Origin of the sequence: Methyloversatilis thermotolerans, assembly GCF_000372885.1 — a bacterium.
In the GTDB taxonomy this organism is placed as follows: Bacteria; Pseudomonadota; Gammaproteobacteria; order Burkholderiales; family Rhodocyclaceae; genus Methyloversatilis; species Methyloversatilis thermotolerans.
In genome coordinates this window covers 1131931-1158086 of record NZ_KB889967.1, presented here as the reverse complement: position 1 = coordinate 1158086, position 26156 = coordinate 1131931, and the positions used below count along the sequence as shown (strand labels likewise).

At 64.7% G+C, this 26156-nt stretch carries 32 protein-coding genes and 1 pseudogene; 12 read left to right on the top strand and 21 right to left on the bottom strand.

Annotated features, from left to right (window positions below; translation table 11 throughout):
* The first annotated feature begins 130 nt into the window (after positions 1 to 130).
* The 3 genes from A3Q7_RS0104825 to A3Q7_RS19440 are packed head-to-tail and all read left to right on the top strand — an operon-like array spanning position 131 to position 2524.
* Positions 131 to 424, top strand: a complete 294-nt coding sequence (locus A3Q7_RS0104825; protein WP_269745084.1) for a FeoA family protein — start codon at positions 131 to 133, stop codon at positions 422 to 424.
* A gap of 1 nt (position 425) precedes the next feature.
* On the top strand, positions 426 to 2321 hold the full coding sequence (feoB, locus tag A3Q7_RS0104820) for a ferrous iron transporter B (protein WP_051079107.1): 1896 nt from the start codon (positions 426 to 428) through the stop codon (positions 2319 to 2321).
* Positions 2318 to 2524, top strand: coding sequence for a hypothetical protein (locus A3Q7_RS19440; protein WP_018410723.1), 207 nt, complete (start codon positions 2318 to 2320; stop codon positions 2522 to 2524). The genes feoB and A3Q7_RS19440 overlap by 4 nt, the downstream gene beginning before the upstream one ends.
* 20 nt (positions 2525 to 2544) lie before the next feature.
* Here A3Q7_RS19440 and A3Q7_RS19435 read toward each other — a convergent pair whose 3' ends face one another.
* The 17 genes and pseudogenes from A3Q7_RS19435 to hemP form a co-directional block, all read right to left on the bottom strand.
* On the bottom strand, positions 2545 to 3108 hold the full coding sequence (locus A3Q7_RS19435; RefSeq protein ID WP_232418103.1) for an AAA family ATPase: 564 nt from the start codon (positions 3106 to 3108) through the stop codon (positions 2545 to 2547).
* Positions 3109 to 3182: 74 nt separating this feature from the next.
* A pseudogene (locus tag A3Q7_RS21095) lies at positions 3183 to 3260 on the bottom strand (ATP-binding cassette domain-containing protein); the annotation flags it as partial.
* 65 nt (positions 3261 to 3325) lie between these two features.
* On the bottom strand, positions 3326 to 4366 hold the full coding sequence (locus A3Q7_RS0104805) for a FecCD family ABC transporter permease (protein WP_018410721.1): 1041 nt from the start codon (positions 4364 to 4366) through the stop codon (positions 3326 to 3328).
* Positions 4363 to 5196, bottom strand: a complete 834-nt coding sequence (locus tag A3Q7_RS0104800) for a heme/hemin ABC transporter substrate-binding protein (protein ID WP_018410720.1) — start codon at positions 5194 to 5196, stop codon at positions 4363 to 4365. Before A3Q7_RS0104800 ends, A3Q7_RS0104805 begins: the two co-directional genes overlap by 4 nt.
* On the bottom strand, positions 5193 to 6248 hold the full coding sequence (locus A3Q7_RS0104795) for a hemin-degrading factor (RefSeq protein ID WP_018410719.1): 1056 nt from the start codon (positions 6246 to 6248) through the stop codon (positions 5193 to 5195). The genes A3Q7_RS0104800 and A3Q7_RS0104795 overlap by 4 nt, the downstream gene beginning before the upstream one ends.
* Positions 6249 to 6260: 12 nt before the next feature.
* Entirely contained in the window at positions 6261 to 6905 is a 645-nt protein-coding gene (locus A3Q7_RS0104790; RefSeq protein WP_018410718.1) for a hypothetical protein, read from the bottom strand.
* A 104-nt stretch (positions 6906 to 7009) separates the two neighbouring features.
* Entirely contained in the window at positions 7010 to 7198 is a 189-nt protein-coding gene (locus tag A3Q7_RS0104785) for a hypothetical protein (RefSeq protein ID WP_026224493.1), read from the bottom strand.
* Between the two features lie 250 nt (positions 7199 to 7448).
* Positions 7449 to 9662, bottom strand: a complete 2214-nt coding sequence (locus tag A3Q7_RS0104775; RefSeq protein ID WP_077231308.1) for a TonB-dependent receptor domain-containing protein — start codon at positions 9660 to 9662, stop codon at positions 7449 to 7451.
* 46 nt (positions 9663 to 9708) lie between these two features.
* Entirely contained in the window at positions 9709 to 10362 is a 654-nt protein-coding gene (locus tag A3Q7_RS19430; RefSeq protein ID WP_157278098.1) for a PEP-CTERM sorting domain-containing protein, read from the bottom strand.
* A 352-nt stretch (positions 10363 to 10714) separates the two neighbouring features.
* On the bottom strand, positions 10715 to 11329 hold the full coding sequence (gene rpsD, locus A3Q7_RS0104765) for a 30S ribosomal protein S4 (RefSeq protein ID WP_018410713.1): 615 nt from the start codon (positions 11327 to 11329) through the stop codon (positions 10715 to 10717).
* 17 nt (positions 11330 to 11346) lie between these two features.
* Positions 11347 to 11592, bottom strand: coding sequence for a hypothetical protein (locus tag A3Q7_RS0104760; RefSeq protein ID WP_026224491.1), 246 nt, complete (start codon positions 11590 to 11592; stop codon positions 11347 to 11349).
* Between the two features lie 282 nt (positions 11593 to 11874).
* Positions 11875 to 12294, bottom strand: coding sequence for an ExbD/TolR family protein (locus A3Q7_RS0104755; RefSeq protein ID WP_018410711.1), 420 nt, complete (start codon positions 12292 to 12294; stop codon positions 11875 to 11877).
* Between the two features lie 14 nt (positions 12295 to 12308).
* Positions 12309 to 13067, bottom strand: a complete 759-nt coding sequence (locus A3Q7_RS0104750; RefSeq protein WP_018410710.1) for a MotA/TolQ/ExbB proton channel family protein — start codon at positions 13065 to 13067, stop codon at positions 12309 to 12311.
* A 75-nt stretch (positions 13068 to 13142) separates the two neighbouring features.
* Positions 13143 to 13901 (bottom strand): energy transducer TonB, encoded by a 759-nt coding sequence (locus A3Q7_RS21265; RefSeq protein WP_269745083.1) that lies wholly within the window; start codon positions 13899 to 13901, stop codon positions 13143 to 13145.
* A 298-nt stretch (positions 13902 to 14199) separates the two neighbouring features.
* Entirely contained in the window at positions 14200 to 14679 is a 480-nt protein-coding gene (gene bfr, locus A3Q7_RS0104735) for a bacterioferritin (RefSeq protein WP_018410708.1), read from the bottom strand.
* 148 nt (positions 14680 to 14827) lie between these two features.
* Positions 14828 to 15049, bottom strand: a complete 222-nt coding sequence (locus tag A3Q7_RS0104730) for a (2Fe-2S)-binding protein (RefSeq protein ID WP_018410707.1) — start codon at positions 15047 to 15049, stop codon at positions 14828 to 14830.
* 5 nt (positions 15050 to 15054) lie between these two features.
* Positions 15055 to 15240 (bottom strand): hemin uptake protein HemP, encoded by a 186-nt coding sequence (hemP, locus tag A3Q7_RS19420; RefSeq protein ID WP_018410706.1) that lies wholly within the window; start codon positions 15238 to 15240, stop codon positions 15055 to 15057.
* A gap of 232 nt (positions 15241 to 15472) precedes the next feature.
* On the opposite strand from hemP, the gene dmeF reads away from it, so the two are divergent.
* Positions 15473 to 16384, top strand: coding sequence for a CDF family Co(II)/Ni(II) efflux transporter DmeF (dmeF, locus tag A3Q7_RS0104720; RefSeq protein ID WP_018410705.1), 912 nt, complete (start codon positions 15473 to 15475; stop codon positions 16382 to 16384).
* Between the two features lie 30 nt (positions 16385 to 16414).
* Entirely contained in the window at positions 16415 to 16963 is a 549-nt protein-coding gene (ppa, locus tag A3Q7_RS0104715) for an inorganic diphosphatase (protein WP_018410704.1), read from the top strand.
* Positions 16964 to 16999: 36 nt separating this feature from the next.
* Here ppa and A3Q7_RS0104710 read toward each other — a convergent pair whose 3' ends face one another.
* The 4 genes from A3Q7_RS0104710 to xseA form a co-directional block, all read right to left on the bottom strand.
* Positions 17000 to 18160: a GNAT family N-acetyltransferase gene (locus A3Q7_RS0104710; protein ID WP_018410703.1), complete on the bottom strand. Its 1161-nt coding sequence runs from the start codon at positions 18158 to 18160 to the stop codon at positions 17000 to 17002.
* Between the two features lie 19 nt (positions 18161 to 18179).
* Complete coding sequence (locus A3Q7_RS0104705; protein ID WP_026224489.1) at positions 18180 to 18569, bottom strand: 4a-hydroxytetrahydrobiopterin dehydratase; 390 nt, start codon at positions 18567 to 18569, stop codon at positions 18180 to 18182.
* A gap of 97 nt (positions 18570 to 18666) precedes the next feature.
* On the bottom strand, positions 18667 to 19254 hold the full coding sequence (locus tag A3Q7_RS0104700) for a superoxide dismutase (protein ID WP_018410701.1): 588 nt from the start codon (positions 19252 to 19254) through the stop codon (positions 18667 to 18669).
* A 79-nt stretch (positions 19255 to 19333) separates the two neighbouring features.
* The gene (gene xseA / locus A3Q7_RS0104695; RefSeq protein WP_018410700.1) at positions 19334 to 20698 is read right to left on the bottom strand and encodes an exodeoxyribonuclease VII large subunit; all 1365 of its coding nucleotides are present in this window, start codon (positions 20696 to 20698) and stop codon (positions 19334 to 19336) included.
* A gap of 257 nt (positions 20699 to 20955) precedes the next feature.
* Here xseA and A3Q7_RS0104690 point away from each other — a divergent pair, with 257 nt between their 5' ends.
* The 7 genes from A3Q7_RS0104690 to A3Q7_RS0104660 all read left to right on the top strand — a co-directional run bounded on the left by A3Q7_RS0104690 (position 20956) and on the right by A3Q7_RS0104660 (position 26019).
* The gene (locus tag A3Q7_RS0104690; protein WP_018410699.1) at positions 20956 to 21567 is read left to right on the top strand and encodes a MotA/TolQ/ExbB proton channel family protein; all 612 of its coding nucleotides are present in this window, start codon (positions 20956 to 20958) and stop codon (positions 21565 to 21567) included.
* 9 nt (positions 21568 to 21576) lie between these two features.
* Positions 21577 to 22005 (top strand): ExbD/TolR family protein, encoded by a 429-nt coding sequence (locus A3Q7_RS0104685; protein WP_018410698.1) that lies wholly within the window; start codon positions 21577 to 21579, stop codon positions 22003 to 22005.
* Positions 22002 to 23009 (top strand): tetraacyldisaccharide 4'-kinase, encoded by a 1008-nt coding sequence (lpxK, locus tag A3Q7_RS0104680; protein ID WP_026224488.1) that lies wholly within the window; start codon positions 22002 to 22004, stop codon positions 23007 to 23009. Before A3Q7_RS0104685 ends, lpxK begins: the two co-directional genes overlap by 4 nt.
* Positions 22990 to 23199, top strand: coding sequence for a Trm112 family protein (locus tag A3Q7_RS0104675; protein ID WP_018410696.1), 210 nt, complete (start codon positions 22990 to 22992; stop codon positions 23197 to 23199). The genes lpxK and A3Q7_RS0104675 overlap by 20 nt, the downstream gene beginning before the upstream one ends.
* A 19-nt stretch (positions 23200 to 23218) precedes the next feature.
* Complete coding sequence (kdsB, locus tag A3Q7_RS0104670) at positions 23219 to 23983, top strand: 3-deoxy-manno-octulosonate cytidylyltransferase (protein WP_018410695.1); 765 nt, start codon at positions 23219 to 23221, stop codon at positions 23981 to 23983.
* A 117-nt stretch (positions 23984 to 24100) separates the two neighbouring features.
* The gene (gene adk / locus A3Q7_RS0104665; protein WP_018410694.1) at positions 24101 to 24754 is read left to right on the top strand and encodes an adenylate kinase; all 654 of its coding nucleotides are present in this window, start codon (positions 24101 to 24103) and stop codon (positions 24752 to 24754) included.
* 8 nt (positions 24755 to 24762) lie between these two features.
* On the top strand, positions 24763 to 26019 hold the full coding sequence (locus A3Q7_RS0104660) for a 6-phosphofructokinase (protein WP_018410693.1): 1257 nt from the start codon (positions 24763 to 24765) through the stop codon (positions 26017 to 26019).
* Positions 26020 to 26156: the final 137 nt, after the last annotated feature.

The following is a 26156-nucleotide window of genomic DNA, read 5'->3' as shown; positions in this document are numbered from 1 at the left end:
GCGGTGGGGGAACCGATCCCGGCGCCGATGAGCGCCGGTAGATGCGGGCGGCGGGCGCACAGATCTGCCGTTGCAGCGGACAGTTTCTGTAAGATGATAACCGTTCTCACTTTTGCCATGGATTCGTCGCTTGAATTCCCCCAGCACGCCTCACATTCCTGCCATTGCCGATGAAATCCCGCTTCACGCAGCGCCTGTCGGACAAGCCATGATCGTTTCAGCCGTGTCGTCGATTGCCGACGCGCCCGAGTGGGCGACCCGCCTGAGGGAGCTGGGTTTCATCGAAGGTGAGCCGGTCGCCGTGCTGCGGCGCGGCCAGCCTGGCGGTGAACCGCTGGCCGTGCGGGTGGGCGTGTCGACCTTCGCGCTGCGCAAGGCGGAAGCCGCCTGCGTGCGGGTGCGCCCGGCCGCGGAGGGGCGGTGACATGAGTACAGCCGTTCCGGTCGATATGAGCCATCTCGCGCCACCGCTGGTTGCGCTGGTCGGCAATCCGAATTGCGGCAAGACCGCGCTGTTCAACCTGCTGACCGGCAGCCGGCAGAAGGTGGCGAATTACGCGGGCGTGACGGTCGAGCGCAAGGAGGGGGTGTTGCGTACGCGATCGGGCCGCCGCCTCGCGGTGCTCGATCTGCCGGGCACCTACAGCCTGGTGCCGCATTCTCCGGACGAGCAGGTGACCTGCGATGTGCTGTCCGGACGCCTGCAGGGAGAGCGTCGCCCGGACATGATCATCGCCGTGGTGGACGCGACCCATCTGCCGCGGCAACTGCGTCTGGTGCTGGGATTGATACGCATGGGGCTGCCGGTGGTGGTCGCTCTGAACATGACGGATCTGGCGCGTGCGCGCGGCTTCGAGGTCGATGCCGCAAAACTGTCGCGGGAACTGGGCGTGCCGGTGGTGTCGACGGTGGCGGTCAAGGCGCGTGGAGCGGAGGCGTTGCTGGCGGAGCTGGAACAGGGCGTCGCAAAGGATGTCGCGCTGCGCATTCCGGCACAGGCCGTGGCGGCTGCGGCGGGCGACCCGCGGGAGGATCATCGCCGGGTGCGCGAAATTCTGACGGCACTCGGTCTGGACGCACTGCAGGCTCACACGTTCACCATGCGCGCCGACCAGTTGCTGCTCAATCCGGTGCTCGGGCCGGTCGTGCTGGTGGCGCTGTTGTTCCTCATCTTCCAGGCGGTGTTTGCGTGGGCGGAAGCGCCCATGGGCTGGATCGAGGCGGCCACCGGTGCGGTCGGCGATCTCGTCGGAGGCCTGCTGCCGGAAGGCCTGCTGCGCAGCCTGCTGGTGGATGGCATCGTCGCCGGCCTCGGAGGTGTGCTGGTGTTCCTGCCGCAGATCGTCATCCTGTTCTTCTTCATTCTTCTGCTTGAGGAATCGGGGTATCTGCCGCGCGCAGCCTTTCTGCTTGACCGGCTCATGGGCGGTGTAGGCCTGTCCGGCCGCTCCTTCATTCCGTTGTTGTCCAGTTTCGCCTGTGCCATCCCGGGCATCATGGCCACACGCACCATACAGAATCCGCGTGACCGCTGGGTCACCATCATGATCGCGCCGCTGATGACGTGTTCTGCGCGCTTGCCGGTATATGCATTGCTCATCGGTGCCTTCATTCCTGCCCGGGAAGTGGCCGGAGGACTTGAACTGCAGGGTCTGGTGCTGTTCGCTCTGTATATCGCCGGCATCGTGTCGGCCATCGCGATTGCCTGGCTGGTGAAGCACTTCGGCGCGCGCGACCGCACGCAGACCCTCATGATGGAACTGCCCGACTATCACTGGCCCTCCATGCGGAACATCGCCATCGGGCTGTGGCAGAGGGTGATGATCTTCCTGCGCCGCGTCGGCGGCATCATTCTGGCGCTGACCGTACTGCTGTGGTTCCTGGCGACCTTTCCGGCGCCACCCGAGGGGGCTGCCGGTCCGGCCATCGAATACAGCTTCGCCGGCATGCTGGGCAGCTTCATGCTGCCGCTGTTCGAGCCGCTGGGCTTCAACTGGCAGATCGCGATTTCGCTGGTGCCCGGCATGGCGGCACGAGAGGTTGCGGTGAGCGCGCTGGGAACCGTGTACGCGCTGTCGGCCACCGGCGACGATACCGCTGAAGCGCTGGCGCCGCTGATCGCCGCGAGCTGGGGTCTGCCCACCGCGCTTTCGCTGCTCGCGTGGTTCGTGTTTGCGCCGCAGTGCCTGTCCACGCTGGCGACCGTACGCCGGGAAACCGGCGGCTGGCGCGCACCGCTGCTGATGGCCGGCTATCTGTTCGGTCTGGCCTGGCTGGCGTCGTTCGCGACTTTCCGCATCGCGTCGAGTTGCTGCTCATGAGCGGACTGACCGACCTGATCGCGCTGTGCCTGGTGGCTTTCTGCGCCGCGGTCGTCGGCCGTCGTGCCTGGCGCTGGCTGTCGGCTTTGCGCCAGGGCGCTGCGGGCACCGGGTGTGGTGGCTGCAACCATTGCTCGCCGGCATCGAAAACCGCCGCATGCGGCGATGGTGCGGAAGGCGGCGCACAGGGCACGCGGCGCTGAAGCGCACGCAGCGCGTCAAGTCAGAACGCCGCTTCGGTCAGCAATACCGGGCGTCCGCTTCCGGCGTCGTTGATCAGCCGGCAGCGCAATCCGAAAGCGCTGGCGAGACAGGGCGAGCGCAATACCTGCTCCGGCTCGCCTTCGGCCAGCACGCGGCCATGGTCGAGCAGCAGCATGCGGTCGGCGTAACGCGCTGCAAGGTTCAGGTCGTGCACGATGGCCATGACGGCGCAGCCGCGCTGGCGCGCGAATTCGCGCGCCACATGAAGCACGCGATGCTGCCAGTGCGGGTCGAGCGCGGCGGCTGGCTCATCGAGAAGAAGTGCCTGCCCCCCGTCCGGCGCGGTCCATAGTTGCGCCAGCGCGCGCGCCAGATGCACGCGCGCCTGTTCGCCGCCGGACAACGTGGCACAACGCCTGTGGGCCAGTTCCAGCGATCCGGTCAGCGTCATCGCGGCAAGCGCGATCGCCCGGTCGTCGCGCCCGGGACGACCGCCGTGCTGCGGGAAACGTCCCAGCAGCACGACGTCGATCGCAGCGAAGTCCAGATCGCTGCGCTGATGCTGGGCGTAGACGGCCCGCACGCGGTGGGCGACATGTCGCGCAGCAGGCGCCCGGCCAACCGCACCTGGTCGCGCGCAGCGTCGATTTCCCCTGCCAGCGACCGCAGCAGCGTGGTTTTCCCCGCGCCATTCGGGCCGATGATGCACAGCAGTTCGCCCGGGCGCACGCTCATGCTCACCGCATCCAGCAGGGTGCGACCGGGAACGGTGATCGTCAGGTGGTGAGTGGACAGCATGACTAGTGCGGGCCGCGTCGGCGCAACAGCATGATGAAAAAGGGGGCCCCCAGCAGGGCGGTCAGCACGCCCACCGGAAGTTCGGCCGGCGCGGCCCAGGTGCGTGCAGCGCTGTCGGCGAGCATCACCAGTCCGGCACCGCTCAGTGCGCTGGCAGGCAGCAGCAAGGCATGTGACGGACCGACCAGACGGCGGGCCACATGCGGTGCGATCAGGCCGATGAAGCCGAGCGTACCGGTCAATGCCGTCGTCGCGCCGACCGACAGTGCGATCAGCACGATGCTGTTGCGATTGAGCCGCGAGGTGTCGACGCCCAGGTGCTGCGCCTGCGCCTCGCCCAGCGCCAGCGCGTCGAGCGGACCGGCGCTGCGCAGAAGCAGCATGAGTGCGAGCATCACGATGCAGCCGGTCACGACCACGCCCGGCCAGGTGGCGGACGCAAGACTGCCCAGTGTCCAGAACGTGAACTGCCTGACCTGTGCATCGCTGCCCATGAACAGCAGCAGGCCGATGCCGGCGAGCGCGAGTGCGTTGATCGCGATACCCGACAGCAGCATGAGCGTGACCGAACTGCGGCCGTCGCGACGCGATGCTGCGTAGACCAGGGCGGTGGTTGCGGCGGCCCCGGCGAACGCGGCAAGCGGCAAGGCAGCACTGGCCAGCCAGCTTCCCGGCACGATGAGCGCGCTGCCGAGCACCACGACGAAGGCGGCTGCCAGTGCCGCGCCGCTGCTCACGCCGACCAGACCGGGGTCGGCCAGCGGATTGCGCATCAGACCCTGCAGGGTGGCGCCCGCCATGCCCAGACCCGCTCCGGTCACCAGACCAAGGAGAACGCGGGGCAGACGCAGGGTCTTTACTACCAGTTCCGCCTGGGTGCCGGGTTCGAGCCCGAGCAGTGCGCGCAGCACCTGGTGCGCCGGAATGGGCACCGCGCCCGCACCCAGGGACAGGATGGCAATCGCCATCACCGCGAGTGACAGCGTGCCGATGCATCCGAACACGAAGGCCGGTCGACGCAGGGGCAGGGCAGGGGCGTTCACGGTGTGCGCATCTTTCGCGCCAGTTCGCTCACGGCTTCCGGCAGGCGGGGGCCGAATCCGAGCATGCGAAGGGCATCGAGCGACACCAGGCGCCCTGCGCGCGCAGCGGGCAGGGCCGCCAGCGCGGGACGGGCCAGGAAGGCAGTGCGGCCGCCGGCTGCCTGCACCGCCTCGTCGGTGGTCACGATCACCTCAGGATCTGCCGCCAGAGCGGCTTCAGCAGTGAGCGGGCGGTAGCCGCTGAAGCGCCCGGCCAGCACATTGGTTGCGCCAGCGTAGCGCAGCATCGCACTGGCGGCGGTATCGTCGCCCGCCACCATCGGACTGCCGCCGCCGTGATCGAGAATGAACAGCGCGCGCGGATGGGTCGGCTGTGCAGCGATGGCGCGCTGACTGGCTTCCCATTCGCGTCGATAGGACGTCAGCAGCTTCTCGCCGGCTTCGCGCTCCCCCAGCGCATCGGCCACCCGACGTATCGCTTCGGCAACGGCCTCCGCGCTGTGCGTCTGCGGCAGTTGCACGATGTTCACGCCAGCGCCGCGCAACTGCGTCAGCACGGCGGGCGGGCCGGCATCGGCAGTGGCGATCAGGCGCGTGGGGCGCACCGACAGCACGCCCTCGGCGGCCAGCGTGCGCTGATAGCCTATCCGCGGCAGGTGCTGCAGCGAGGGCGGCCAGGTGCTGGTGGTGTCGGTCGCGACGATGCGATCCGAGGCGCCCAGCGCGTGGACGATTTCCGTTACCGCACCGCCCACGGTCACCAGCCTGTCGGCGGTCGCGTGAGCGGCAGCACACCATGCCAGGGCAAAGGACAGCAGCCAGCGCATCATGCGGCGAGGCTGGCCGGGGACGACAGCGTGGCGACCAGCGCACGCCAGTCTTCCCGTTCCGGCTTGCCGGGCTTGCGTTCGCCGAAGAACAGCGCGATCGTTTCCCCGGCGGCGTCGAGCAGTTCGACCGATGTGACGACACCATCCGACGTCGGCTTGCGCACGATCCACGCCTGCTCGACCAGGTCGGTGCGCAGATGCAGATTGAATCCCGGGTCCAGCACATTGAGCCATGGCCCCATCACTTCGATCCGGTGCACCGGGCCGGTGTGGATCTGGATCATGCCCGGATTGCCGACAAAGCACATGATGGATGTGCCATCGCGCGCCGCGCTGTCCAGCATCTGCTGGATGCGCTCGTTGCCGATGCGTTCCGCATGCCCGGCCGGCGCGAACTGCAGCGCCTGCCGGCGCGACACGCCATGACGGCCGAGCAGCGGAAAGAACTCGTGCGTGTCCTTCATCGCCAGCCAGTCCTGACGGAAGCGCTCGACGTCGATCTGTTCCGCCGGCTTTTCGGCCACCGGAGCGTCCTTCGCGACCACGGTCTCGCCGGGAGACTGATTGCTGTCAGCGTGTTCACGCACCAGGGTGTCCCAGGCATCGAGCCGGGTGTCGGCGCGCGAGTACACCTTGTGCACCGCCTCCCCGTGCGCGTCGAAGAACTGGAAGCTGCGCGATTCGCCGCGCGGGGTCTGTTCGACCACCGCATAGCCATGGGCCCAGCGGCCGAAGAATATGCGCAGGTCGATCACGCCGAGCGTGAGACCCACCTTCGCATCGCCGGAGACCTGCTCGAAGCGGCCGGTCTTCTCGTGCACGGCCGCTTCATTGCGGGTCAGTACCATCACTTCGCCCAATTCGGGCATGCGGCGGAACAATGCATCGAGCGGGGCGGCCAGCCGTACTGCGTCCACACCGACGCCACTGGCGATGGCCTCGCATTCCGTGATGCCCATCGCCTGCGCGGCATCGCGATTGCGCAGACGGCGTTCCGCTTTCAGCGCGTGAAAAGCCTTGTGAAGGTCCTGGGGGGTGGCGTATCCAGTCATGGCGGGTTCCTGTCAGCGTCTGCGAAGCGGGGCCAGTCCGAGCAGCGCCAGACCGGATGCAAGCAGCATCCAGGCGCGCGGTTCGGGCACCGGCGCGGCGAGAATCGCAAGTTGGTCCAGACTCATATGGGCGGCGGAACTGGTGAAGAGGAAATCGAGCGACAGCGGACTGGTCACCGTCCAGCTCCACCATGCTTCCTCTTCACTGCCGCCGAAGCCGCCGAGCGTCGAGCTGTAACTCACGGTCTTGCTGGCGGTGACGCCATTGAGCGTGGCGATGTCGTCCGCCACGGTACCCTGGGTGGCGACCCGCAGCCATATCGTCCAGGTGCCGCTGAGGGCCGCATCGAGGGCGACGCTGAAACTGGCCGGTCCCCCTGAACTGTATAGATTGCCGGTGCTGGTGAGGAAGCTGCCGGCGCCTGGAAGCGTCTGGCTGAGCGTGCCGCTACCGGCGATATCCGGACTGTTGTCGGTGAGCGGATTGTCGAAGCGGTTCCACTCTGCGCCGATGCCGTCGGCAATCCATGCGGTGGATGCGGAACTGCCCGTACCGGACAGGCCAGCCAGGGGGCTGTCCCAACTGCCGCTGAGCGCATGGGCTTGCAAGGGGAGGGCACTGATCAGCAGTGCGCCGAGAAAGGGACGGATGAGCATTCTGGTGATGTCCTGGATCAGATGCTTCCTTCCCCGCGAAGGCAAGTCTGTATGTAGGGAAAAGGTTGACTGTCCGCGGCCTCGCGCCGCTGGACGATTGCAGGTCAACCCGGTACGAAGTCGATCACGTATCGATACTGCTTGCCGCAGTCGATGATCACTTCCTTCTGCCCGCGCTTGAGCAGGCGCACCTCGACCTTGAGCGAACCGAAGCCGTCATGGCGTATCAGCTCATCGAGCAAGGTACCGAGGCGCGCTTTCAGTGCCTGGGCGTTCTGGCCGGTGTCTGTCATGAATTCGATCCACATTGAAAAGACAAAAGCCGACTTTATGAATGATAATGATTCGCAGTTATGCGTCAACCCGGAGAATGTTAACCGCGACCTGCCTATGCATCCGGCGCCATGCAGGGCGTCAGCCCGGCAGCGAAAGCCGCATGAAGCGCCTGCTGGCCATCGCATTGCCGCGACGCGTCGCGGGCATCGTGAGCCGGGTCCGGACCGGCATGCGATGAAACGTGCGGGAATCCGCGCGAATCCTGGCTCAATAGCGCAGCGTGAGCGCGAATCGCACATTGCGTCCGGCCGCCGGGATGCCGCGCGACTGGCCGGCCATCGTGTAATAGGAGGCGTTGCCCAGGTTTTCCCCCGCGACCTGGAACTCGACGTGGCGATTCGGGCGAACCGACATCTGCACGCCGTGCAGGCGGTAGCCGTCAAGTTCAAGTACTTCGGCGCTGCCGCCGACCATGACTGCGCCATAGGCTTCGCGTCCGGACACGATACGCAGTGTGTAGGCCAGCTCCAGCATACCGTCCAGGAAACCTGCGCCGACGCGCAGCGATGCACTTTCGCCAGCGCCTCTGAGCGGTGCCGATTGCGGCAGGTTGGGGCGGGAGCCGGTCACGTAGCAGATGCCGCTGCCATAGCAGGTAAACATGTCACCGCGCAGATAGCTGTAGCTGAAGCTGCCGAAGTAGCGTCCGTAGGCGGCATTCAATTCGAGCTCGACGCCGTGACGCTCGGAATGACCGGGTTGCACGATTTCGGTACCGACCGCGGTAATGGAATCAAGCAACTGGGTCGAGCGGATGTCGAAGTAGGTGAGTTTGGCCGACAGCGAACGCGCCGTGAGCGGATCAGCGTAACGCCAGGATGTCCCGAACTCCCGCGTCGTGTTCAGTTGCGGCAGGTAGGCGTCTCCGCACATGTCCGTTGACCGGCGTGCAGCGCCCACGTAGCCGGCCAGGCAGCGGCTGTAGATGCCCGATGAAAAGTACTCGTCGACCAATGGGGGACGAAAGGACTCCGCGTAGTTGTAGAACAGCGTCCAGCCGCGCACGGGATCGACCAGGATGCCCAGACTCGGACTGTAGCGCTTCACGGTGATGCGGTCCGCTTCGCCCGCATTGGCCAGCGTCACGGCGGCCGGACCTTCCGCGATCACCTTGCTGTAGTCATAGCGCAGGCCGGGCATCAGCGTGACGATGCCTGCCGTGAGTTGAGGCTGGACGTAGACACCGTGTGCAACCCGGGTGCCGGGCGGTTGTTGCGGGTTGTATCCACCCGGAAACTGGTTCTGTTGTGTCAAGGCATTGGCGACGAAAGTAAGCGATTCGCGCCGGTTCTTGTCGTACTGGATGCCGATGAGCAGCTTGCGGCTGTCCAGCCCGAAGCCCGGGCCGAAATCGGACAGGTTGGACAGGCCCAGGGTGGTATGCCGGTAAGTCCAGAAATCGTCGCGCGACGGATTGCTCGAACTGACCAGAGTGGACAGGCCGAGGCGGTGCTGATCGACCAGTTCCGTAGCGCTGTAGCCGAAGCTGGCACGTGTGTTGATCAGCGGATTGTCGGCCGGCTGGTAACGGATAGTGTGGGCATGCGTCGTATCGTCGATCTGTCTCCTCACGATGCCGCCGACCCCCGGGTTGCCGGTCGCGGCATCGTAAGGTTGCAGGCCCGCGTCCTTGTAGCGGGTGAGCGAATAGCTCCAGATCAGTTCGTCGGTCACCCACCAGGACGTCTTGAGCAGTGCGCTGTCGGTCTGCACTGCCGAATTCGCGTATCGGCTGCCATCGGGCAGCTTGATGTTCTGCGAATCCCTTTCCAGCGTATTGAACAGCAGATCCAGCCTGTCGTGCGGACGGCCATACAAGGCGGCCGAGCGCATGCGCTCGCTGTTATTGGTCGCGAAGCTGGTCCGCACCGTCGCGCCCACCCGTTGACCGGGATCGAGCAGATCGGATGCATTCTTGGTTTCCGCCTTGACCGCGCCGCCGACGGCACCCGCCATCGCATCGATCTGCGGGCCGCGCTGGATTTCGATGGATTTCAACAGCTCGGGCTCGATGAAGGTGCCGCCGAAGCGGTATTTCTCGAAGCCCTTGGACACCCCGTCCACGCTGACGCGTACGTCCTCGGTATCGCTGAATCCGCGGATTTCGAAGGTCATGCCGCTGGCGCGCACGCCACCATTGATCTGCACGCCGGGCACATCGCGCACCGCGTCGAAAATATTGCCGGGCATGCGCTTCTGCATTTCTTCGCTGTCGATCCGCGTAATGGAACGCGAGCGGTCGATGCGATCATCGATGCGGGTGTCCTGGACTTTCACGTCCGGCAGTTCGACGACGTTCTCTGCGTTGTCGGCTGCATCGTCGTCGCTGACCACCTGCGCGACGGACGCGGACGTGCCCAGCGCAAGGGCGAAAGCGAACACGAGCCGCCCGAAGGAGGGCCCGGAAACGGAATGGGTCATGGTACGAGGGCGCCCGTCGGCCGACGGCCGACGGGCAGGCCGAAGATCAGCCGAGGCGGCGACGTCCGATGGCTGCGAGCAGACCGAGGCCGGCGATCATGGTTGCCCATGTCGAAGGCTCGGGAACGGCCGGCAGCGATTCGAGGGAGCTGTAATACACCGAGGCGCGGGCAAGACTCATGCTGCTGCCCAGTGCGTTGAAGTCGAAAGTCAGTCCGTCGGCATTCGCGACGTCATTCCAGACGAATACCAGCTCCTGACCTTCGCCGCCCATGCCGCCAAGCGTTTCTGACCCGAGCAGCGAATAGCTGTCATAGGTCAGACCGCCCAGCGTGATGGAACTGAGATCGAGCGCTGTGCCCAGGGTCATGATGCGCAGCACGACGTCGCGTGTGCCAGTGCCGCTTGCGGTTGGCGCATAGAGCGTGAAGTCGGTCGGCATCGCGAAGCTGTAGATGTTGCCGCCACCGGTGATGAAGCTGGTACCGGAGTGTTCCTGCACCCAGGCGCCGCTCAGATTGGTCGCCACGTCCGGCGCATTCTGACCGCTGGCCGTCGAGAACACGTCCCACTCGGCGTAGCCGCTGACATCGAACGAGGTGGTGTAGCTGGAATACCAGCTTTCGGCATGGGCGGCCATCGAGGAAATGGCCAGGATGCCACCGGCGAACGCGGTCGCCAGAGTCTTCTTCAGATGCATGATCGTCCTTTCGAGCTCTGCATCGATCGCTTCCGTGAAAGGCACATGAAAGGCCTCACGGATCAGCCACGACCCCGCGTCGTCAGCGCATGCGATCTTTCTGTCGTGAATCCGTCGAACGACGGATTACCAGGGTCTGCTGTCGGCGCCGCGCACCCTGAGCGCCGGAATGCCGATCAGCAGTTCGTACAGGACGTGCCCTGGCCTGCGGCAGGCAGGATCTGGAAAGGAGAGAGGAAGGACAACATGTGCAGCATCACCGGTGGATTGATTCCGTACCGGCTGTTCGCGTCAAGCGGACAGCCGCGCAGATTCCGCCGTCCGCCGCATGGCGCGGTGACGGCGATCCGCGTTACACGCGCAAGGCGTAGAACTCGACGACCTTCTGCGATTCGAACGGAAAGGGTGTGGCGTCGCCCGGCGGCAAATGCGCCAGCCGAAGGGTGAGCGAAGCCTCGTCGAAGGCGATCCATTCCGCGCGTTCAAGTGAAGGAGTGGCGAGCGCATCGACCACGCTCTGCACCTTGCGGCCCTTCTCGGTCAGCGTGATGGTGTCGCCCACGCGGACACGGATGGACGGGATATTGACCTTGCGACCATTCAGCAGTACGTGACGGTGACGCACAAGCTGACGCGCGGCGGGAATGGTCGGCGCCAGGCCTCCGCGGAACACGATGTTGTCGAGGCGGCGCTCCAGCAGCTCGACCAGCTTTTCACCGGTCGGCAGCTTGGAGCGTTCAGCTTCCTTGAACACCGCGCGCAACTGGGTTTCGGTCAGGCCGTAGTTGTAGCGCAGCTTCTGCTTTTCCATCAACTGGGCGCCGAATTCCGACTTGCGACGGTTGGGACGTGCGCCGTGCTGGCCCGGAGGCGAAGTACGGTTTTCCGCCGATTTGCGGGTCAGGCCGGGAAGCTCGGTGCCGAGGGCGCGCAGTACGCGCAGTCGGGGGCCGGTGTAACGGGACATGGGAACTCCGTGTTGTTTCAGTGTGCGGGCCGGGGCGATATATCGCCGACGGCATGCAAGGTCCAGCGGTTGATCAGCGCGCCGCAGACTTCGCGCATCAGTGGATCGGCGCGTTCGTCGTCGGCGACGACTTCCAGATGCCGGATGACCATCTGAGCCACTTCCGGGCACGGACGCTCGGCAAAGCGGGTCATCACGAACAGCGTGGCGGCGGCAAGCGTGCTCGGGCTAGCCTCTGCGTTCTCGCTGCAGTCCGTACTCATGTGCATCCTCCGTCTTGAGTGTTCACGCCAACCGTCCTGGAAAAGCTCCAGGGCGCGCCCGCGTGAATGAAGCGGTGGCTGGCGTTGATCTGCGGACGGGGGAGCAGAGCGGGGCTGGCTATTGTTCCCGTCGTGGGACGCGATGAGAACAATTCGCATTACAACAGCGGGCGCACGCTCTGTCAAGCAAGTGAGGCCTGGACACGAAACATTTTATCGCCAATGCAATCGTTTCCGCAGCAAGAGGCGATCTGCACAGCAGCGCTACCGACCCGGCAACGCCTATTTCGCAGCGCTCGGATCGGTCACGAAGCCGATGCGCGTCAAGCCCAGGCGCGCGGCTTCGCTCATGACATGGGCTACTGCGCGGTAGGCCACACCCTGGTCCGCGCGCAACTGCACTTCGGTGCTCTTGTCCTTGGCGGCCGCTTCCTGCAGACGTGCCGTCAGCGTGGCGGAATCGACCTTCTCGCCGGCCCAGTAAAGCTGTTCGTCGGGCCCGATCGCGATCTGGATGTTCTCGGGAGGAAGCTGGTTGGCGCTGGTCGACTCCTTCGGCAGGTCAACCTTCACCGCATGCGTCAGCAAGGGCGCGGTCACCATGAATATGATGAGCAGCACCAGCATCACGTCGATCAACGGAATCATGTTGATTTCCGCCATCGGACCGTCGTCATCCTGCTCGAAACTCGCAAATGCCATGATGGGGACTCCGTTCAGTGCGTGCCGCGGTTGCGTTCGACCAGCGACAGCACGCGATCACCCGTAGCGCGCGGATCGTTTGAACCGCTGTCCTTGACGCCGGTGGACAGCATGACGAATACGTCGTGCGCAAAACTGTTCAGTTCGGCCATCACATTGCGCGTCGAACGGGCGAAGAAGTTGAAGGCAAGTGCCGCCGGGATGGCGGTGGCCAGGCCGATGGCGGTCATGATGAGCGCCTCGCCCACCGGGCCGGCCACCTTGTCCAGCGTACCCTGACCCGATGCACCGATAGCCAGCAGGGCGTGATAGATGCCCCACACGGTACCCAGCAGGCCGATGAAGGGCGCGCTGGAGGCGACCGACGCCAGGAAGGTCTGTCCGTACTCCATCCGGCTCCGGTCACGTTCGATCGAACGCTTGAGCGCACGCGTCAGGAATTCGTCGGCGCTGCCGGTCGCGATCAGGCCACGCGTGCCCGCGCTGCCACTGCGCAATGTCTCCACCGCGCTGAACCCCTCGTGCACGAGGTGCGAGAACGGATCGGTGACGCCATTGGAGCGCATGTCGCGTGCGACGTCCTCGAGCGAGGATGCATTCCAGAAGCGGTCAAGGAAGTTGCCGCTCGCGCTGCGCTGGCGCAGCGCGACGATGCCCTTGAGCACGATCAGGAACCAGGTGCCGACCGAAGCGATCACCATGAGCACGAGGATCGTCTTTGCCACGCCATCCGCATTGGAAAGAAAGTGGGCAAAACCGAGGGTTTCATTCATTCTGTGGTTCTCCTGTGGAAAGCCGGTTGCCAGATCGCGCCGCAGTGTAGTACGAGCGCGCCTGTCGTGTGTGGATTATGAACTGAGACTGAAGTCGATCGGCACATCCACCGCGCCGGCAACCGCTTCGTCGCCGCGCTTCGCCGGAACGAACTTCCACTTCTTCACCGCTTCAAGCGCGGCGTCGTCCAGACGCGGGAAACCGCTGGAACGTCGGACTTCAACCCTGGATGGCAGGCCGTCCGCCTCGACCATGACCCGCAACACCACCCGCCCGACCTCTCCCAGACGCCGCGACATCGCGGGATAGGGCGGACGCGGGTTCTGCAGATAGGCCGCATTGAACCTGGGTGGGGCAGGAGGAGGCGGTTCAGCCACCGGGGCTGAGGCCGCGACCGGCGCGGGTGCCGGACTGGACTCACGTGCCGGCGGCGCAGGCGGGGCGTCGATCGCGACCGGCTCTGGCGGGGCCGGCGGCTGAGGCGGCGCACTGACCGGGCTGGGCGCGTCACTCGGGCTCACGAGTTGCGGCAGGGCGTGCTCCTGACGCGTCCGGGGTTGTGGCTTCGGTTTTGCCTTGGGCTGTTCCGGCTCCACCCTGGGCTTTTCCTTGGGCGGTTCGGGCGGCGCCATCGGCAGTGGCTCGGGGGCGATGAGTGCAGCCTGCAGAATGACGGGCGGTTGAAGCGCTTCGGGCGCCGGCATGCGCATTGCCCAGAACACGGCCAGCGCATGCAGCATGGCGGCAAGGAGGAGCGCGCAGGATCGGTAGCCGAAACGGGAATGCGAGTAGGCATGTTCCCGCCCATGCGGGACATGTCCCGTCGTGTTCACGGCCAAGGTCTGCTGAGGAATTTCCGGTATTCGATCAGTGGCTGCGCCGGACATCGGGTGTGTCGCCCCAGGTTGAAACGGTGATACATGCGCGCTTGAGGCAACAGGGCTAGGTTCCCGGCAGCGCAATGAGCATCCAAAGTATACCTGCGCTGATCAGCGCCGACAGAACGGTTCTGCCCATGCCCGCAGCCATGCGGCGGTGCGAAAACAGAGGCGCAGGCGGTTGGCGGGAATTCATGGCGCAGCTCCGGCAGGTCGGTATATCCGAAGGCGGGACCGGAGCCGCGCACTTCGATCAGCTACCCACTTCGCCCATCGCGGACTGCAGATAGTTCTGCAAGCCCATCTTGTCCACGAGGTCGAGCTGGGTTTCAAGCCAGTCAATATGTTCTTCGGTGTCGGCGAGAATCTTCCGGAACAGATCACGGGAGACGTAGTCACCGGCCGTTTCGCAACACGTGATCGCGTCCTTCAGTGTGGCATGCGACACCTGTTCGAGCTTCAGGTCACAGGCAAGCATTTCCGGCGCATTCTCGCCGATCATGAGCTTGTGCAGATCCTGGAGGTTGGGAATGCCTTCGAGCAGCAGGATGCGCTCGATCAACACATCCGCATGCTTCATTTCCTCGATCGATTCGTGGTACTCGTGATCGCCCAGCTTTTTCAGTCCCCAGTTCCTGTACATGCGCGCATGCAGGAAATACTGGTTGATCGCAGTCAGTTCATTGACAAGCTGCTTGTTCAGGAACTGCAGGACTTTCTTGTCGCCCTTCATGAGAATTCTCCCGGTCAGACGACGCCACGAAGTTGGCGTCTTGGCGACATTCTAGGCCCTGTTCGAGCCGATGCGACAAGCCGGAAAGCCTTTCCCAGAGCCAGATGGGAACGGTGTTAGCAACTGCTCTCATTCCCTTTCTCGATGTTCAGGCCGCAATGCCTTGAAGAACCGGATCCCGGTGAAGTGTGAGCACCTTGCCTTCCGTTCTTGCTGCTTCGATCACTTCCTTGGCGGCGCGCACACAGCGGCCGCAATCGCGGCAGCATCCAAGTTCGCCCGCGATGTCGCGCACTGTGCGGCATCCGCGTTCCTGGACTGCGGTCTTTATGTCCCGTTCGGTTACCGGCTCGCAAAGACAGATGTACATGGCGCTTATTTGGTCAGAATGAGTTTGCCGTTGCGGGTCAGTCGCAATGAGTACAGCTCGCCGCCATGACTGATCGATACCTGCTTCCGACCGGCCAATAGCTGATTCGAGTCGAGCACGACAGGCGCTTGCGAGGCCGGTGTCTTGGTGGCCACGGGCGCCTGAGACTGCGATGTTTCCGGACGGTCCATTCGCCAACAGAGTTAGTAATGAGAATGGTTCGTATTATTCGTGGATTCGCAGCGATGTCAAGTGCTTTTGCAGCAATGCGCGAAAAGCGGCCGGTATTCCCTGTTCAATCCGGCCTCGGCGACAGCCGCTGCGGCAGCACTTACAATGTGCCGCATGGACCGGCACACACTCCCGAATTCAGCGGACTCTTGTCCGCGCGCACACTGTCCGACGGCACACCCGGATTTCCTGATGCAACCCGAGGGCGCCGAACGGGCGGTCACACGGGTCTTCTGGATCAGTTGCATCGCCATGCTGGTCGAGATCGTGACCGGCTATGTATCGGGGTCGATGGCCTTGCTGGCCGACGGCTGGCACATGGGTACCCATGTGGCCGCCATGGCGATCAGCGCCTTTGCCTATCGCTACATGCGCGCTCATGCCGCCAGCGCGTACTACAGCTTCGGCCCTGGCAAGGTGTCCTATCTCGCCGCGTATTCGTCCAGTCTGCTGCTGGCAGGCGCCTCTGCGCTGATGATTTTCGAAGCGGTAACCCGCCTTTTCGAACCCCGGGCCATCCAGTATGACGAGGCCTTGCTGGTAGCGGTGCTGGGGCTGGCGGTGAACCTGCTCAGCGCGCTGTTGTTGCACGATCATCATCATCATGCGCAGGGCGATCACGACCATGAAGACAGCCACGACGATCACCATCATGATCACAATCTGAGGGCGGCCTATCTGCATGTGGTGGCGGATGCCCTGACCTCGATCGCCGCCATCGCCGCCCTGATGGGGGGTAAATGGGCCGGCATGGACTGGATGGATCCCGTTGTGGCCTGCGTCGGCGGCATCGTCATCCTGCGCTGGGCTGCCAATCTCGCGCGGGACAGTTCGGCCGTGTTGCTCGACCGACAGATGGAAGGCGCGCTGACCGACCGGGTGATGGCGAAGGTCGCCGCGTGGGGCGGGAGGACGCTCGATCTGCATGTGTGGTTGCTCGCGCCCGGCCGCCATGCTCTTTCCCTGACGGTAAGCGCGGCGCCGTCCGATGGCGATCCGGAGGTACTGCGCGCCATGCTGGAAGCGGATTCAGCGCTGGCGCACATCACTGTCGACGTGAAGCGTGATCAGCGCACTTCTGCTGCATCGCACCAATCGCTATAATCCGCGGCTTTTCAATAGGAGCGCATCTAAATGGGTCTGGAGCGAGTTCCGTCGGGCAAGGATCTGCCCAACGATTTCAACGTTGTGATCGAAATCCCGATGCATTCGGACCCGGTCAAGTACGAAGTGGACAAGGAATCCGGCGCGATTTTCGTCGACCGCTTCATGTCGACCGCCATGCACTATCCGTGCAACTACGGCTACATTCCGCACACCATCGCCGGCGACGGTGACCCGGTGGACGTGCTGGTGCTGACCCAGTTCGCGTTGCCGCCCGGGGTGGTCGTGCGCTGCCGCCCGATCGGCATGCTGAAGATGGTCGACGAGGCCGGCCAGGACGCAAAGCTGCTTGCCGTTCCGGTGGACAAGCTCACTCCCATGTACCGTTCGGTCAAGAGCCCGTCCGATCTGCCGCAGATCCTGCTCGACCAGATTTCCCATTTCTTCGAGCATTACAAGGATCTCGAACCGGGCAAGTTCGTGAAGGTCGAGGGTTGGGGCGATATCGAGGATGCCAAGGCCGAAATCATGGCCGGCGTCGACCGCTTCCTGCAGTCCGATTCGAAGCCCAACTACTGATGCCCTGGCGGCGCGCGGGCCGCGCGCCGCCTTGATTCAGACCCGGTCGCCGGGGGTGGGCGCGGCATCCTCGCTCGCGCATCTTTGCCGGAATGGACTGCGATCCTCCAGTTCGTCGATATGCCGCGCCACGCCGGCCCGTTCCCGTGCCAGGTAGTCGGCCACCGCCTCTCGCATGTCCGGGTCCCTCAGCCAGTGAGCGGAAAAGGTTTCGACCGGTGTGAAGCCGCGCGCCATCTTGTGCTCGCCTTGCGCACCCCCTTCGAAGACTTTCATGCCGTGCTCGATGGAATAGGCGATGCCCTGGTAATAGCAGACTTCGAAGTGGACGAAGGGGTGATGTTCGATTTCCCCCCACCAGCGCCCATACAGCCGCTCCCGGTCGCGCAGGTTCATCGCACACGCGAAATCGCGTCCTTGCCGCGACGCCACGAACAGCACCAGACCCTCGGGCATGTCCTGCCTCAGCGCTTCGAAGAAGGTCTGGTTGAGATAGGGACGCTGCGCCCGCACACGATAGGTGTTGCGATAGCACCGCACGAAAAGCTCAAGTTCCGAATCGGTGATATCGCGCCCTTCCACAATGCGGACAGTGACGCCAAGCTCGGCGACCCGGCGTCTTTCCTGGCGGATCTTCTTGCGCTTGGAGGCACTCAGCGAGGCAAGGAAATCGTCGAAATCGCGATACCCATGGTTATGCCAATGGAACTGCACCGACGTTCGCAGAAGCATGCCGGCCCGGCTGACGGCGTCGAGCGATTCCGCGTCCGGAAACAGCAGATGCGCGGAAGACACACCCTGCGTACGGGCGTGCTCGAGCCATGCGTCAAGCAATCCGGTGCGTGCAGCCGCGTCGATCGCGAGCAGGCGAGGACCTGGCACCGGCGTGAACGGGCTTGCGCAGAGCAGCTTGGGGTAGTAGGCGCGTCCGCTGCGTTCCAGCGCTTCCGCCCATGCCCAGTCGAAAACATATTCGCCGTAGCTGTGGAACTTGCGGTAGCCCGGCAAGGCGCCCGCCAGGCGATCACCGTCATACAGCGCGACGTGATCCGGAACCCAGCCTGTCTCCGCCCGTACGCAGCCGCTGCGTTCGAGCGCGGACAGGAAGGCGTGCGTGACCGGCGTGCAGAGGCCGACAAGGGCATTCCACTGCGCCGCCGGAATGGCATCGATGGAACTCGGATATTCGATACGCACGGGCGGCGCTACAAAGGTGTCAGTCGTACTTGATGTACTTGAAGCGGGGATCGTCCGGAGTTCCGGCGAGAGCACTGCCTTCCTCCCCGGCGGGCTGCCACATGATCACATCCTCGATCTTGCGGGCAAGCTGGAAATCGCGTTCGGTGACGCCCTTGGCTTCGTGATTCACGAGCTTCACGATCACGAAGGCATAGGACACCGTCAGGTCCGGGTGGTGGAAAGCCGCTTCAGCCAGATGGCCGACCGTATTGACCACCATGAGGGTGCCCTTCCAGCCGCTGGTCCTGTACTTGCGGCGTATCCAGCCGTCCTCGTAGGTCCATTTGGGCAGTTCTGCCTTCAGCCGGGCATCGATTTCCTCGGCGGTGAAGGTTTCGTTCGGCCCGGCCTTTCTCCATTGCGACATGCTGTTCTCCTGAATGAAGTCCGTCGCGCTCATGCCGCCGTGGCATGCGCGCGGCGGCGCGCTGCGGGCAATGCCGGAGGTGATCTCCGGCGATCGCTCAGGACGTGAAATTCGCGGCCGCGAAATCCCAGTTCGCCAGGCTCGCGAGGAAGGTGTCCACGAAGTCCGGACGACGGTTGCGATAGTCGATGTAATAGGCGTGCTCCCACACATCGATGGTCAGCAGCGCCTTGGCGTCAGACGTCAGGGGCGTGCCGGCACCGGTGGTGTTCACGATGTCCAGCGAACCGTCGCCCTTCTTGACCAGCCAGGTCCAGCCGGAGCCGAAATTGCCGACGGCGGAGGTCTTGAACGCCTTCTTGAATTCGTCGAAATTGCCCCACTTCGCATCGATCGCCGCTGCCAGCGCGCCGGTCGGCGCACCGCCGCCATTCGGCTTCATGCTGTTCCAGAAAAAGGTGTGGTTCCAGATCTGGGCCGAGTTGTTGAACACGCCACCCGCGGGCGCCTTCTTGATGATGGCTTCCAGGTCCAGACTTTCGTACTCGGTACCCTTGATCAGGTTGTTCAGGTTGGTGGCATAGGCCTGATGATGCTTGCCATAGTGGAATTCCAGCGTTTCGCGCGAAATGTGCGGTGCAAGCGCATCCATCGCGTAGGGCAGGGGGGGCAGCGTATGTTCCATATTGTGTTCTCCCGTCAGTCGGTTCAAAAAAACAAGCACATGAGTGTAGGGCTTCGCAGCAGGGCCGCACAAGGCGACATCAGCCGCCATCGCCAGCGACAGTATCGCCCGGAAAACCGGTGATGTCGGCACGCGCGCGCCCTTCCGCGAATTGAAGTAGAACCGGCTGGCCGCATCGAAGTTCATCGGCTCGCCCGACGATGTGGCCGGCTTCGTCCCGTACGATGGCAAAGCCGCGCATCAGCACGGCATCCGGGTCCAGCGCATGCAATGACGATGCGGCAAGTTGCAGCCGCTGCGCGGCATGGCTCAAAGCCTGTTCCGCGCCGCGGGCCAGAGCGCGTTCGAGACGGGCCAGCGTGGCTCGGCGCAGCGGCAGGTCCGGACGCGTGGCGCCCAGACGCAGCCCAAGCGCCGTGATGCCATCCCGCCGCCTGCGGGCAGCCACGGCGGTGGCGCGGAACAGCCGTTGCTGCAGCCCGTCCAGTCGCTCGCGCGCCAGTTCGAGACGGCGGGAAGGCGCGATCAGGCGGCTGGCCGCATCGTCCAGGCGTCTGCCTTGCCGATCGAGGCGTTCGCGCATGCGTCGTTGCAGATGCTCATGCAGCGCAGCCAGCTTCGCGCGCAGTTCCACATGGCCGGCGCTGATCATTTCGGCAGCGGCAGTGGGGGTTGGCGCCCGCAGGTCGGCGACGAAATCGGCGATCGAGAAATCCGTCTCGTGCCCGATCCCGGTGACCACCGGCACCGCACAGGCCGCGATGGCGCGTGCCACGGCTTCGTCGTTGAAAGCCGCGAGATCCTCCACCGAACCGCCGCCGCGCACCAGCAGGACAAGTTCGCAGCCGGTGTCGACAATCCGGTGGAGCGCGGCCGCGATGCGCGGGGGAGCGTCCGGGCCCTGCACCGGACAGGGCAGCAAGGTGAGTCTGATCTGCGGCGCGCGCCGCGAAAGGGTGATCAATACATCGCGCAAAGCGGCCGCGGCCGGTGAGGTGACGATGGCCACGCTCGAAGGCAGGCGCGGCAAGGGCCGTTTGCGTTCTGTCTCGAACAGCCCCTCCTCGGCCAGCCGGGACTTGAGCCGCAGGAAAGCTTCGTACAGGCTGCCGACACCGGCGGTACGCATCGCCTCGACGTTGAGCTGGAAATCTCCGCGCGCCTCGTACAGCGATACCTGCGCGCGCACCTCGACACGCAGACCCGCCCGCGCTTCGAAAGGCAGCAATTGCGCGCGCGTGCGGAACATGACGCAGCGCACCTGGGCGGCTTCATCCTTCAGCGAAAAATAGAGATGTCCGGACGCGGCACGCGTCACACCGGACAACTCGCCGCTCACCCAGGCGACCGGAAATTCGCGTTCGAGCATCAGGCGGGCGCGGCGCGCCAGCTCGGACACGGGGATGCTGGCCGATGCGTCCGCTGCGGGCGCTGGCACGGTCATCGCCACCTTGCCGGCAAGCGCCGCTCGGACCGGTTTTGCAGGTTTTTCATCGAAGCTTAATTTTTGTACGTTGTAAGAAAATCACTTACGTGATGGCGGCTTACAAGCGCTGGACCCGCGAAACCCACACGGTTATCCACACTTTCTGTGGATAAGCCGAGAGAAGCGCGGGACCGGCGCCACCGGCAGAAGGCCAGGGTTGCCGCTCGTGCCCACGCACGCTACAGTTCGCCGCCTGTAAAGCGAAGGGACTTCACGTGTTTGACATCATTCGCGCCGCCGGTTGGCCGATCTGGCCGTTGCTTGCTGCTTCCGTCATTGCCGTTGCGCTGATCATCGAACGCCTGGCCAGCCTGCGCCGCGTGAAGGTCGTACCGGCCGGCCTGATCGAATCGCTGGCGGCCGACCTCAAAGGCGGTCAGCCTTCGGACGACATGATACGCCGGGTGGCCGCGCATTCGCCGCTCGGGCGTGTCCTGGCCGCCGGCCTGCGCAATGTGCGCAGCTCGCGCGAGGTGATGAAGGAAGCGATCGAGGAGGAGGGGCGCGCGGTGGCGCACCACCTCGAGCGCTATCTCACGACGCTGGGTACGATTGCCGCCGCGGCACCGCTCATGGGCCTGTTCGGCACGGTGGTCGGCATGATAGAGATCTTCGCGTCGCAAACCGCCAGCGGCAGCAATCCCCAGCAACTGGCGAGCGGCATTTCGATCGCCTTGTACAACACCGGTTTTGGTCTTCTCGTCGCCATTCCCGCCCTCATCTTCTATCGCTACTTTCGCGGCCGCGTCGACGACTTCATCGTCGACATGGAGCAGCAGGCGGTCAAGCTGGTCGAGATCGTGCACGGCGAACGCCTGGTGAAGTAAGGACACAGCATGAATTTCCGCCGTGGACGCAGCCGCGAGGAACTGGAGATCAATCTGATCCCGCTGATCGACGTGCTGCTGGTCATACTGATCTTCCTCATGGTGACCACCACGTATTCGAAGACAGCCGGACTGGACATCACGCTGCCAAGCGCGGACGCATCCGCGTCCGAGCAGAAGGATCGCGAGATCAATGTGCTCATCACCGCACGGGGCGACATCCTGGTGAATCGGGAGCAGGTGGCCGCAGGAAACGCGGATGCGCTGGCGACGGCCATCGCGACGGCGGCCGCCGGAAAGCAGGAACCCGTGGTCATCATTTCTTCGGACAAGGATGCACGGCTGCAGTCCTCGATCGACGTGATGCAGGCGGCCCAGAAAGCCGGCATAGCCGGCGTGTCCTTTGCCACTCAGTCGGACGCGGCTCCCGGGCGATGAGCTCGGCGCCGTCCTGGTGGCGCCACCGCGGCCCGCGGGCCTGGTTGTTGTGGCCCCTGTCCCTCCTGTTTGCCGCTGTCGTCCGCATCCGGCGCCGCATGTTTGCCGCAGGAGTGCTGCGTGCTTCGCGCCTGCCGGTTCCGGTGGTGGTAATCGGCAACCTGATTGCGGGAGGCGCGGGCAAGACGCCGCTCACCCTCCATCTGGCGCGCGAGCTGTCGCGGCTCGGCTGGCATCCGCTGATCGTGACGCGAGGACACGGAGGGTCCGCATCTTCGCCGCGAGAGGTGGGGTCCTCCGATGATGCCGCGCAGTGCGGCGACGAGGCGCTGCTGCTGGCGAGGCGCAGCGGCGTGCCGGTGTGGACGGGCAGAGCGCGCGCCGCCGCCGCCGCTGCCGGGCTCGCTGCCCATCCGGAGTGCAATGTCGTGCTGTGCGATGACGGATTGCAGCACTATGCCCTGGTACGCGATATCGAGATCGTGGTGTTCGACCGGCGGGGCATCATGAATGGCTTCCATCTTCCTGCCGGGCCGCTGCGCGAGCCGATGTCGCGCCTGTCGGCCGTCGATGCCGTGGTGCTGAACGGGACGGCTCACGCACCGCCCGGGGGCGCAGCGGTGTTCCGCATGACCCTGCATGGCGAGCTGTTCGAGCGGCTCGACGACCGTTCCGTGCGCTGCATGGCGGAGGGCCTGGCCGGACTGCGTCTGCACGCGGTGGCCGGCATCGGCGAGCCCGCGCGCTTCTTCGATCATCTGCGCATGCTGGGACTTGCCGTCGTCGAACATCCTTTTCCGGATCATCACGCCTATTCGGCGGCCGATCTGGAATTCGCCGACTGCGACGCGATACTGCTGACCGAGAAGGACGCGGTAAAATGTCATGGTTTGTCGGACATCCCCATGTGGGTGTTGCCGGTCGAGGCTCATCTCGACCCTGATCTGGCGGCCGTCATTTCGGTTCGCCTCACGGAGTGGATGAATGGACCCCCGTCTTCTTGAAATTCTTGTCTGTCCCGTCACCAAAGCGCCGCTCGTGTTCGATCGCAGCCGCAATGAGCTGCAATGCAAGGCGAGCCGGCTGGCCTATCCGATCCGGGATGGCATACCGGTCATGCTGGAGGACGAGGCGCGTGAAATGAGCGAGGACGAGGTGGCGGCCCTGCGCGAGGCACCGGGCCGCAGCGCCTGAACCGCCACGGAGAATCCCCATGTTCAAGGTGGTCATCCCCGCGCGCCACGCCTCGACCCGCTTGCCCGGCAAGCCGCTGGTCGATATCGCCGGTCTGCCCATGATCGTGCGGGTGGCCCAGCGCGCGGCAAGCAGTGGCGCCGAATCGCTGGTCGTGGCGACCGACCACGAACAGATCGCCGATGTCGTGCGCAGCCACGGCTTCGATGCAGTCATGACGCGCAGCGACCATGCGACCGGAACCGACCGCATCGCCGAGGTGGCGGACATCATGGGCTGGTCGCCAGCGACCGTCGTGGTGAATGTGCAGGGTGACGAACCGCTGATCGATCCGGATCTGATACACCGGGTTGCCACGGCGCTGGACCAGGATCCGGAGTCATCGATCGCGACCGCCAGCAGCGCGATAGACGACGCGTCCGATTTCTTCAATCCGGCGGTGGTGAAGGTGATTTGCGACGTCCATGGCCGCGCCCTTTACTTTTCGCGTGCGCCGATCCCGTGGGCGCGCGACGCGTTCGCCGCCGACAGCCGGACGCTGCCGGCCGACCTGGGCGCACAGCGCCACATCGGCATCTATGCCTACCGCGTGCGCTTCCTGCAGCGCAACGCACGCCTGCAACCGGCACCGGTGGAACAGGTCGAGGCACTCGAACAGTTGCGTGCCCTGTGGCATGGCTACCGCATCCGCGTCGTGCGCGATGTGCCGATGCCTCACCCCGGCGTGGATACCCCGGAAGACCTGGAGCGCATACGCGCCGTATTCGAACAGAGCGCGCTGTGACGCGCTGCGGTTTGACCCCTACCCGCAGTTGGCGGTAAGGTCGCGGCCTCCGACCATGCGCCCGCCGGGCAGAGTGGTCTGCAGATTCCGAAATACCGACTCACTTCAGGAGAGCACATGCGTCTCATACTGCTGGGCCCGCCGGGCGCAGGCAAGGGAACCCAGGCGACCTTCATCAAGGAACGCTTCAACATCCCGCAGATTTCCACCGGCGACATGCTGCGTGCCGCCGTGAAGGCGGGCACGCCGCTGGGTATCGAGGCGAAGAAGGTGATGGATGCGGGCGGACTGGTGTCCGACGATCTGATCATCGATCTCGTGAAGGACCGCCTGAAGCAGGACGACTGCAAGGCCGGCTACATGTTCGACGGCTTCCCGCGCACGATTCCGCAGGCCGACGCGATGAAGGCCGCCGGCGTACCCATCGATTACGTGCTCGAGATCCAGGTGCCTGACCAGGACATCATCACCCGCATGAGCGGGCGCCGGGCCCACATCGCATCCGGTCGCACCTATCATGTGGTGTTCAATCCGCCCAAGGTCGAAGGCAAGGACGATGTGACCGGCGAAGCGCTGGTCCAGCGCGACGATGACCGCGAAGAGGTCGTGCGCAAGCGCCTCGACGTCTACCATTCGCAGACCCGGCCGCTGGTCGAGTACTACTCGGGCTGGGCCGCCCGCGGCGAAGCCGGGGCGCCGAAGTATCGCGCCATATCCGGCGTGGGGCCGGTGGACGAGGTGATGCAGCGGGCGTTCGACGCGCTGAGCTGACCGACGCGATGGCCGCCAATCTGTTCTATGCACAGTCCGGCGGCGTCACTTCGGTGATCAATGCGTCCGCCTGCGGCGTCATCCAGGCGGCACGCGAACACCCCGACCGGATCGGCCGCGTGCTGGCCGGTCGCAACGGCATCCTCGGCGCCCTGCACGAGGACCTGATCGATACCTCGCACGAAAGCGATGAGGCCATCGCGGCGCTGCGGCACACGCCGGGCGGCGCCTTCGGTTCGTGCCGTTTCAAGCTGAAAGCCCCCGATGAGGATCGCGCGTCCTACGAACGGCTGATCGAAGTCTTCCGCGCGCACGACATCCGCTGGTTCCTTTACAACGGCGGCAACGATTCCATGGATACCGCATGGAAGGTGTCGCAGATTGCCGAACGCATGCATTATCCGCTGGTATGCATCGGCATTCCCAAGACCATAGACAACGATCTGGTGCACACCGACAACTGCCCGGGCTTCGGCTCGGTCGCGAAGTATGTCGCCGTGTCCATGATGGAAGCCGGGCTCGATGTCGCGTCGATGGCGCGCACGTCCACCCGCATCTTCGTCATGGAAGTCATGGGCCGTCACGCTGGCTGGATCACCGCCGCCGCCGGACTGGCCGCACGTGCGCCCGGCGACGCGCCGCACCTGCTGCTGTTCCCCGAAATTCCGTTTGATGAGCCGGCCTTCCTCGCCCGCGTCGATGCCTGCGTGCGCGATCACGGCTTCTGCGCGATCGCGGTGTCGGAAGGTTTGCGCGGTCAGGACGGGCGACTGCTTGCCGAGTCCGGCGTACGCGACGCGTTCGGCCACGCGCAACTGGGTGGCGTGGGCCTGCAGGTGGCCGAGCTGATCAAGTCGACACTGGGCCACAAGTATCACTGGGCGCTGCCGGACTATCTGCAGCGCAGTGCCCGTCATGTCGCGTCCGCGACCGACGTCGAGCAGGCGTACGCGCTGGGCCGGCGCGCGGTGGAACTGGCGCTGGCAGAGCGCAACGCGGTCATGCCCGCCATCACGCGCGTGTCCGACCGTCCGTATGCGTGGAAGATTGACGTGGCGCAACTTCAGGATGTCGCGAACCACGAGAAGATGATGCCACGGCACTTCATATCGGACGATGGCTTCAGCATCACCGACGCATGCCGGGATTACATCCGGCCGCTCATCGTCGGTGAGGATGTCCCGCCCTATGTCGATGGCTTGCCCGTCTATGTGAAGCTGCGAAATGTCGGGGTGCCGGCGGTGCTGGCTCCCTTCGCCGGCTGAACTTGTGACCGTGCGCCTGGCCGCGCACGGGTGACTTACCGGATCGGCTGCGCAAGGCAGGCCGATCGGGCAGCCCACCAGGCTGCTTGCAGCGTCCGGGGCGGTGTTCTGGCGCCGCCCTTTTGTTGCAGTCAGTA